This window comes from Terasakiella brassicae, from assembly GCF_014641495.1.
In the GTDB taxonomy this organism is placed as follows: domain Bacteria; phylum Pseudomonadota; class Alphaproteobacteria; order Rhodospirillales; family Terasakiellaceae; genus Terasakiella; species Terasakiella brassicae.
This window is the reverse complement of record NZ_BMHV01000050.1, coordinates 1-7,945: the sequence shown is the minus strand read 5'-3', so window position 1 is coordinate 7,945 and position 7,945 is coordinate 1. Positions and strand designations below refer to the sequence as shown.

The window sequence follows — 7,945 nt, the reverse complement described above, 5'->3', positions numbered from 1 at the left end:
CGCTTGCAGAAATCGTCGATCTCACAGAAAATCTCTTCGATGGGAACCATGGATACCTCCATTGTAGGCCGTTTTTGTAGCTATAAATAGCCTACTCCCATCACCTTATACTTGTGAGTCAATAACTTAATAAATCCCTTATCCCGAATCCGCGTTAAATTAATAACACATCTCTACTATTTCAGTACTGTTGGTTTATTTAATAAGTTTTTCAAGCTCTCAATAAAGCTGGAGAAATCAATAATCTCAAGCAAATCACAAACAAGATTATTAATAAAAACCTCTTCAGAAATCCCACGGGTTTCAAAATCTTTTTTCAAACTAAAACAGAATTTTTTGTCAGGCTGTTTCGGCTTATTTGGATAGCGTTTATGATGCTCCATAACCAAACTATCCAATGAATTGATAGTGAAACATTTTGGTCAGGGGCGTTCTCGCATAACTGATTTGCGACAGGTTATGAACGCTATCCTGTATATCGCGACAACGGGTTGTCAGTGGCGAATGCTACCCCGAGATTTTCCGCCTCGCTCCACAGTACAGCGTTATTTTTATGATTGGCGAAGCAATGGTTTGCTCAAAAGCATCAATCATCATCTGGTCATGTGGAGCCGTGACCTCTGTCACTACCGGTCGTATTCTCCCTGAAAGTGCCGTTTGCTGAGGACCGCGTTCTTTAAGCATACCTCATTGAATCACAAAGGCCCCGCAAATGCGAGACCTTTGTCAATACTCTGAAAAAGGCAACGCCTTTTCTCTCTTACAAGGAAAGGCGTTGCCCATCTTTAAAATCTTCATAATTCTCACCGATAACAGACAAACAATAAAAGCTATCGGGTTTCAGTCTTAACTATTTTTTCTTCATTTCGTCTTTCATTTCCTCTTTCATTTCCTCTTTCATCTCGTCTTTCATCTCGTCTTTCTCAGACTTTTTTTTGTCTGCTTCTTCCTGAGAGATTGTGGAAACCGTGCTATCTAAAACCTGTTGTACACTTTCTGCCGTCGGAGATTTAGCCTGTGCACTGGACAGGGCAAAAGTCAAAATAGCAACACTGAATAGGCTGAGAAGGGCTGTTTTCATAATGATCGGCTCCTTGTTACATTATGCGTTAATATAAAAGATTTTACTGAACTTGTCCATTAAAGCGCAAAATAAGTAAGCTATTCCATTCACTTTTTGATATAATAGTTCCAATCGTAATTTAACGCTAAACTTGTGGTTATTTTCACAGATAGCCATCAACATGCGAGTGGGAGTTTAAGGGAAAATGATTAGTCGTAGAAAGTTTTTAACCTCGACTGCGATCACAACAGCTGGTGCCGTTCTCGCCAGTAACGCAGCCTTGGCTCAGTTTATGCCGCCTTCTGTTATTACACAAACCGTCACATCGACCATTACAGATGCGATTAACAGCTCCCTTAGCCTTGTCGTGAACGCCCATGCAACCGTGGATTTAAAGCAAGTTACCGCAATCAACGCCATCACATCGGCAAAAGTATCCGGGACTCGGGATAAAAAACATATGTTAAAAGCCCATGATGATGGATCTGTTACCATTTGGGATCTGGATCAGGGCCGTCAGGTCAAAAAGGTGGACAATCTCCATCAGGCGCCTGTAACAACCATTGCCATGTCCGAACATAATGCAACGGCGCTCAGTGCCGCAGAAGATGGCTCTCTCAGCGTTATCAATGCCAACAGCGGTCAGACAAAAGGCAGTTGGAAACCACAATCCAACACCAAACCGACAGCGGTGGCGGTTGCAAACAAAAGCGCAAAAGCAGCCGTGGCAATGGAAGACGGCAGTTTGGTTATCGTTGATACGGACAAACCCGAACAAGCCGTTCAAACAAAAGTTTCCAAAAGTCAGCTCAAATCTGTTTCCCTATCCAACGATGGAAAAACGGTTCTTGCCGGGCGCAATGACGGGAAAATCACAATTGTAGACAGCACCAGCAACAAGGCGGTTAAAACCATCAAGGCCCATAAGTCTGAAGTCACCCATATTCAGGCCTTGAAAGACGATAGTGGCTATATCACCACCTCAAGCGATGGCACTGTTAAAAAATGGAATGCGGATTTCAGCAAAACCATCAGCGAAGTCAACACAGGGGCCCCGGTGACCCAAGCCAATGTCAGTGACGATGGCTCCAAGGTCGCAACCGCCGCCCCCGATGGTCAGGTCAAGATCAACGATATCAATACAAAAACGACCATCGCGGAAATCAAAAACACCGAAGAAGTCAAATCTATTGAATTCGGTACAAGCAATAATGTGGTTCATGTCGCCAGCAAGGATGGAACTTCGCGTATTTTAGATGCCAACAAGGGCAAGGAAACCGCCCGTGTTGTCGTAACCAAGCAAGATGGTTGGGCCGCACTGGATGTTGAAACAGGCGGTTTTGAAGGTGATGGGGATGCCTTAACGGCTGTGACGTGGGAAAATGACGATATCTCGCTGGATATGGACCAGTTCGGGGAAAGCCATATGGAACCGGGTGTTCTGGCATTGGCATCAGCAAGTGAAGCGCCGGCAACCGTTCAGGAACGTCCCAAATTATCCGTTTCCTTTGCAACCCCGCCCCAAGTCGCCATTGCCAGCCCCAGTTCTGATGAAGACACCGATGACGATGAATTCGAAGTCAGTGTTCAGGCCGCAGATTTAGGGGGTGGTGTCAAAGAAATCCGTCTTTATCAAAATGGTAAACTGGTTGCCAAGCATATGCCTGATGAAGACGATGCAGAAGACAAAGTTTACAGCCACAATTTCGAAATTAAATTGGCACCGGGTAAAAACGATTTGCGTTGTGTTGCGCTCAGCAAAGATGCGATTGAAAGCAAACCCGCCAAAGTTAAAATCGCCTATAGCGGTGCGGAACTGAAAAGTGTGCTGCATGTTGCCGCCATCGGCATTAATGATTACCGCAACCCGGCCCTGTCACTGAATTACGGGGTGCCCGATGCCACAGGCATCAAGGATTTCTTTGAAAAACAACCAAAAAAACTGTTTAAAGATATCCGCACCACGGCTGTTTTTGATAAACAGGCCACCAAATCCGGTATTAAAGCCGCCTTGATGTCGATTAAAGACAACGCCAAGCCCGAAGATGTTGTCTTGATCTATCTGGCTGGACATGGCGACACCTTGGGCGAAAGCTGGTATTTCATGCCTTATGACGTCACCTATCCTGAACGCCCGGATCATGTGCGTGAAAAAGGCATTCCGTCATCCGAACTTGAAGCCTGGGTTGCCGAAATCCCGGCCCAAAAAGTCGTTATGCTGATGGATAGCTGTAAATCCGGCGCCGCCGTTGCCAAGACACGTGGTTTTGAAGAACGCAAGGCTTTAAGCCGTCTGTCCCGGACCTCAGGTATCCATGTTATTGCGGGGGCCGCGAAAGAACAGTTTGCTGTTGAATTGACGGATTTGGGACATGGTGCCTTCACCTACACCATTTTGGAAGCCTTGAACGGTGGCGGTGTCAACCCACGCAAGAATGATGGCTTGGTATCGGTACGCGGCCTGTCACGCTTTATTGAAGACCGTTTGCCGGAACTGAGCGAAGAAGGCGGACGGGAACCGCAATTCCCCGTCATCAGTTCACGCGGGCAAGACTTCCCGTTGGCCGTTAAAGTCTAAGGTCTATGTGTTTGCATAAACACAACAAGGGGGAAACATGGCAACGGTAAAAAACCAAACCTTTGTCATGGTGCAAATCGCGATCGTCGTTTTGACGGTCGCTTTTGCAACCCTGCCCGCCCGATATATCAGCATTATTTCGGTTGCCGAAAACTGGGCCTCCGACATGCGGTTCAGTATCTTCAATACGCCGTCACAAACAGACAACCAGATTGTAATTGTGCGCATTACGGAAGAAACACTGGCAAAATTGCCCTATCGCTCCCCCGTGGACCGTGGGTTTCTCGCCGATAAAATCCAGTATCTGCAAGGATTGGGCATTCGGGCCATCGGGCTTGATATCCTGTTTGACCAACCGACCGAAGCTGAAAAAGACGCCCGCCTGCAAACCCTGTTGCGACAATCCGACATCCCGATTATTGCGGGATGGACCGACCTGCAAACCGGATTGACCGAAACCCAATTTGCTTTTCAAAAAGACTACCTGCAAGGTGTGCGTTCCGGTTTTTCAAACCTGTATAAAGACCCTGTTGATGGGACTGTGCGCAATGTGTTTGTGGGAAAAAAAACACAAGACGGGTTCAAATACAGTTTCGCCTCAGAAATTGCAAAATCTGTCGGGGCGGACCCTTTAGAGGAAAGTGTCCGTATCCAGTATCGCAGCCCACCGGATGCTGACACCCCGGCCTTTCCCATGTATGCGATTGATGTGATCGAGTTTTTACCCAAAGAATGGTTTAAAGACAAAATCGTTATGATCGGGGCCGACCTGCCGTTTGGGGATCGTCACAGAACACCGTTTGCCGCTGCACTCGGCCCCAAAGACGGGGTGATTCCCGGTGTTATGATCCAATCCCATATGCTGTCCCAGATCATTGAAAACCGCACAGAAAAAGGCACCTCCCTGATTGCAGAAATCACAATCGCAACCATTTTGGGCCTATTGGCTGCGATTTTGGTCTTTGCCCCCATTGGGGCTGCGTTACGCATCTTGCTGTCCTTGGCCGGTGTGGTGGCCGTCACTTATGTGATCATCTGGCTCTTTACAGAAATGGCCATCGTTGTGCCCATGCTGTCTCCGCTTCTGGCTTATGGCGGGGCGATTGGACTGGGATCGGCCTATTCCGCATACCAACAAAAACAGCATTCCGCCTTTGTTCAAGATGCCTTTAATCATTATCTGTCGCCTGCGATGGTTGAACAGCTCGTCTCTGCCCCCGATCAGTTGAAACTCGGCGGGGAAACCAAGGTTTTAACCCTTCTGTTTTGCGATGTACGTGGCTTTACGACCATTTCAGAACAATATGATGCCGAGGGACTGACACGCCTGATCAACCGGATGCTGACACCGCTGACCGATCAGATCATGTCCTATCGCGGAACCATTGACAAATATATGGGCGATTGCATCATGGCTTTCTGGAATGCCCCACTTGATGACCCGGAACATGCTAAAAACGCCTGCATTAGTGCACGGCGCATGCTGGATGAAATGGTCACTTTAAATGCGGCATTGGAAGAAGAAGCCAGACAAAACAACAAACCCTTTATTCCGTTAAAGGTCGGTATCGGCCTCAACAGCGGTGAATGTGTTGTTGGCAATATGGGATCCCAGCAACGTTTTGATTATTCCGTATTGGGCGATACCGTCAATCTGGCGTCTCGTCTGGAAGGGCAAAGCAAAACTTACGGCGTTGACGTTGTGATTTCCGAAGAAACGTTCAACCTCGCCCCCGATCAAGCCTGCGTGGAACTGGACCTCATTCAGGTCAAAGGGAAAACACAGGCGGTACGGATTTATACTTTGCTGGGCGGGGATGAACTTGCTCAGGATAACAGCTTTCTCGCGTTCAAGAACGATTTTGAAACCATGCTCGCAAACTACCGAGCGCAAAATTGGACACAGGCGCTTGACGATCTCAATCGCGCACGGACAAGCGCCGCCGCCTTTAACATCCCCGGCTTATTCACCCTTTACGAAAATCGCATTCAGGCATGGCAGGAAACCCCACCGGATGCGGATTGGGACGGTGTTTACCGTGCCACAACGAAATAACCAAGGAGCTTTGGCAATGTTTAAACTGAATAAAAAACTTCTCACCGCTGGCCTTGCCCTTGTCATGGGGCTAAGTACTCAAGCCTTTGCCAGCTCATATGTCGTGATTTCCTCTTCCATAAAAACCTTTAAGGCGGGCGATCAGATTACATCGGAAACCATCGTGGACATCCCCGACAAAAAATCCGTTGTCTTTATCAATGCCCAAGGAAAGACCCTGCATTTAAAAGGCCCCTATAAAGATAAACTGGAAAAAGACGGCGCAGGCGGCGGGGACAGTAAAGCCATGCGTGCCCTTGCCAGTCTGGTAAAATCCACAGCAGAAGATTCCAGCAGCGTCGGGGCCATCCGGGCCGCTTCCCTGAAAGGACGCGATCAGGCACTCGCCATAAATATTTCAGAAACCGGAGATTATTGCATCATCGACAGCAAGCAACCGATTTTGGATCGTTATAAAAAAGAAAATTATGCAACGGTCACCTTGGTTAACGTTGCCGACAGTATGGCGGAAACGATCAAATGGAATGGTGCCGGCGAGGTCAACCAATGGCCGAACAGCTTGAAAATTACCGATGGGGACCGTTTTCTGGTCATGCAGGAAGGTAAAGATAGCAAAACCCTCATCAACCTGCATATCCTGGAAAACCGCACCTATAGCGATGTTGAATTTTTAGTCTCGCTGGCGGCAAATGAATGTAATGATCAAGCCCGTGGCCTGCTGGCGATTATCCAGCGTGAAGCCATCAACGCCAATTAAAGGGAACCCTTTACCTGTATTTTTCGATTCTGGTATAAACCGTAAAGTCATAAAGAAAAGGCGCAACTGTTTAGAAACAATTGCGCCCTCTCTCATTAGGTCTTGGATAGATCTACTCTGCGGCCATATACATTTTTTCGAAGTTCAGCTTATAGCCCCACGGCAAACCGGAATTGCGCCAGCCATCGACATCGCGCACCCCTTTGGAATTGCCTTCCTTGTTTTTACCGCCTTCAAACCCATCGACCATTGTATAGCTTTTCGTCCATCCTTCGTTGAAGAACAGATCAGCCGCCGGGGCACTGCGCGTACTACCGGAACGGCACATAAAGATCAAAGCAGTGTCTTTCGATACATTTTTTGCCAACAAGGCCTCTTTGACTTCTTTCACAAAGTTCGGGTTTTTCACCATCGCATAAACCGATTTTTTCTCATTTTTCTGGGTACGGTCACTCAGAAGATAAGGGACATGAATATCGGTTTCATCTGTAAAACCGGTAAACATCACTTCGATCGGGTCGCGTACATCAATCAAAACAACCTTTTCATCCTTTTGCATCATGTCCCATGCTTCTTTGGCTGTGACATATAGGCCGGATTGTACTTGTGCCGTTTTTTTGGTTGGAACATCTGCCGCCTGTGCCTGATAACCCGGCGCAATCAACGTAAATGCCAACAGTGCTGCTGCAACATATTTCATAGAAAATCCTCCTGTCCTGATCATTGATTAGAATGTGAAATAACGAACGGACGGGTCTGCCATATACGTCCCGATTTGGGGCGGTTTGGCGTTGGAAACGCCCTCGATCAAGGCATCCATACCCAAGCCACGGTTCGGCAGATATAACGCACAGACATCAGCTTTTGCCCCATTTGACATTGCTTTTTTCAACAACTGTTGCGGTGTCGCGTTCAAGGGTTGCAGCGGTGTTGCCTGATAGTCTTTTTTAGCAATATCCCCGCCATGATCACAAAGCAAAATACGGACATCAGAGCCATTTTTCAGGGCTTGCAAACTCAAAACCAAGGCCATTCCCTGTGTTTCCACACTCTCAGATGTAATCACAACAAAGGTCTTTGATGCTGCTTCGGCGGCATAGGAAGAAACAGAAGACAGCATTAAACCCATGACAAGGGCAAGAGACGAGAATATTTTCATCATGCGGGGGTACTCCAATAAGTCAGAAATAAACATTAGTTAAATCTTATATTATAATTTTATGGTAAAGTACATTGCGAATTATCAATTTCTTTTCACATAAAAAAACAGCCTGCCTCAAAATGAAGCAGGCTCAGATTATTGACAAAGCCCCTAAACTGTCATCCCCGACCCTGATCGGGGATCCATCTTTGTCCAATGAGTAACATCTAATCCATTGATTTTAAATGGATCCCGCATCAAGTGCGGGATTGTCTCTTTAAAGCTTGCTATATTTTATCAAAAGCATGAATGCTGAATATCCCAAGGGGCTATGGCCATAGCCCCTTGGG

The 7,945-nt window shown here is 47.0% G+C and carries 7 protein-coding genes and 1 pseudogene; 4 read left to right on the top strand and 4 right to left on the bottom strand.

Annotation, left to right across the window (positions count from 1 at the left end; translation table 11 throughout):
- Window positions 1–176 precede the first annotated feature (176 nt).
- On the bottom strand, window positions 177–383 hold the full coding sequence (locus IEW74_RS16815) for a hypothetical protein (protein ID WP_188667276.1): 207 nt from the start codon (window positions 381–383) through the stop codon (window positions 177–179).
- Between the two features lie 43 nt (window positions 384–426).
- Here IEW74_RS16815 and IEW74_RS16810 point away from each other — a divergent pair.
- Window positions 427–621 (top strand): annotated as a pseudogene (locus IEW74_RS16810) (transposase); the annotation flags it as partial.
- A gap of 229 nt (window positions 622–850) precedes the next feature.
- On the opposite strand, the gene IEW74_RS16805 reads toward IEW74_RS16810, so the two are convergent.
- A complete protein-coding gene (locus IEW74_RS16805; RefSeq protein WP_188667274.1) occupies window positions 851–1,081 on the bottom strand; it encodes a hypothetical protein in 231 nt (76 codons plus the stop codon).
- 187 nt (window positions 1,082–1,268) lie between these two features.
- Between IEW74_RS16805 and IEW74_RS16800 the strand changes: the two genes are divergently transcribed.
- The 3 genes from IEW74_RS16800 to IEW74_RS16790 are packed head-to-tail and all read left to right on the top strand — an operon-like array spanning window position 1,269 to window position 6,454.
- On the top strand, window positions 1,269–3,641 hold the full coding sequence (locus tag IEW74_RS16800; RefSeq protein ID WP_188667272.1) for a WD40 domain-containing protein: 2,373 nt from the start codon (window positions 1,269–1,271) through the stop codon (window positions 3,639–3,641).
- Window positions 3,642–3,678: 37 nt separating this feature from the next.
- On the top strand, window positions 3,679–5,697 hold the full coding sequence (locus tag IEW74_RS16795) for an adenylate/guanylate cyclase domain-containing protein (protein WP_188667270.1): 2,019 nt from the start codon (window positions 3,679–3,681) through the stop codon (window positions 5,695–5,697).
- Window positions 5,698–5,713: 16 nt separating this feature from the next.
- Window positions 5,714–6,454 carry a hypothetical protein gene (locus IEW74_RS16790; RefSeq protein WP_188667269.1) on the top strand — a complete coding sequence of 247 codons (741 nt, stop codon included), beginning with the start codon at window positions 5,714–5,716 and terminating at the stop codon, window positions 6,452–6,454.
- A 112-nt stretch (window positions 6,455–6,566) separates the two neighbouring features.
- Here IEW74_RS16790 and IEW74_RS16785 read toward each other — a convergent pair whose 3' ends face one another.
- Both IEW74_RS16785 and IEW74_RS16780 read right to left on the bottom strand, forming a co-directional pair.
- Window positions 6,567–7,154 (bottom strand): rhodanese-like domain-containing protein, encoded by a 588-nt coding sequence (locus IEW74_RS16785; RefSeq protein ID WP_229734404.1) that lies wholly within the window; start codon window positions 7,152–7,154, stop codon window positions 6,567–6,569.
- 27 nt (window positions 7,155–7,181) lie between these two features.
- Window positions 7,182–7,616, bottom strand: a complete 435-nt coding sequence (locus tag IEW74_RS16780) for a DsrE family protein (RefSeq protein ID WP_188667265.1) — start codon at window positions 7,614–7,616, stop codon at window positions 7,182–7,184.
- Window positions 7,617–7,945 lie beyond the last annotated feature (329 nt).

Excerpts from the sequence above, each read along its gene's own strand:
- IEW74_RS16815 (WP_188667276.1), bottom strand. The coding sequence starts at position 383 with ATGGAGCATCATAAACGCTATCCAAATAAGCCGAAACAGCCTGACAAA.
- IEW74_RS16805 (WP_188667274.1), bottom strand. The coding sequence starts at position 1,081 with ATGAAAACAGCCCTTCTCAGCCTATTCAGTGTTGCTATTTTGACTTTT.
- IEW74_RS16800 (WP_188667272.1), top strand. The coding sequence starts at position 1,269 with ATGATTAGTCGTAGAAAGTTTTTAACCTCGACTGCGATCACAACAGCT.
- IEW74_RS16795 (WP_188667270.1), top strand. The coding sequence starts at position 3,679 with ATGGCAACGGTAAAAAACCAAACCTTTGTCATGGTGCAAATCGCGATC.
- IEW74_RS16790 (WP_188667269.1), top strand. The coding sequence starts at position 5,714 with ATGTTTAAACTGAATAAAAAACTTCTCACCGCTGGCCTTGCCCTTGTC.
- IEW74_RS16785 (WP_229734404.1), bottom strand. The coding sequence starts at position 7,154 with ATGAAATATGTTGCAGCAGCACTGTTGGCATTTACGTTGATTGCGCCG.
- IEW74_RS16780 (WP_188667265.1), bottom strand. The coding sequence starts at position 7,616 with ATGATGAAAATATTCTCGTCTCTTGCCCTTGTCATGGGTTTAATGCTG.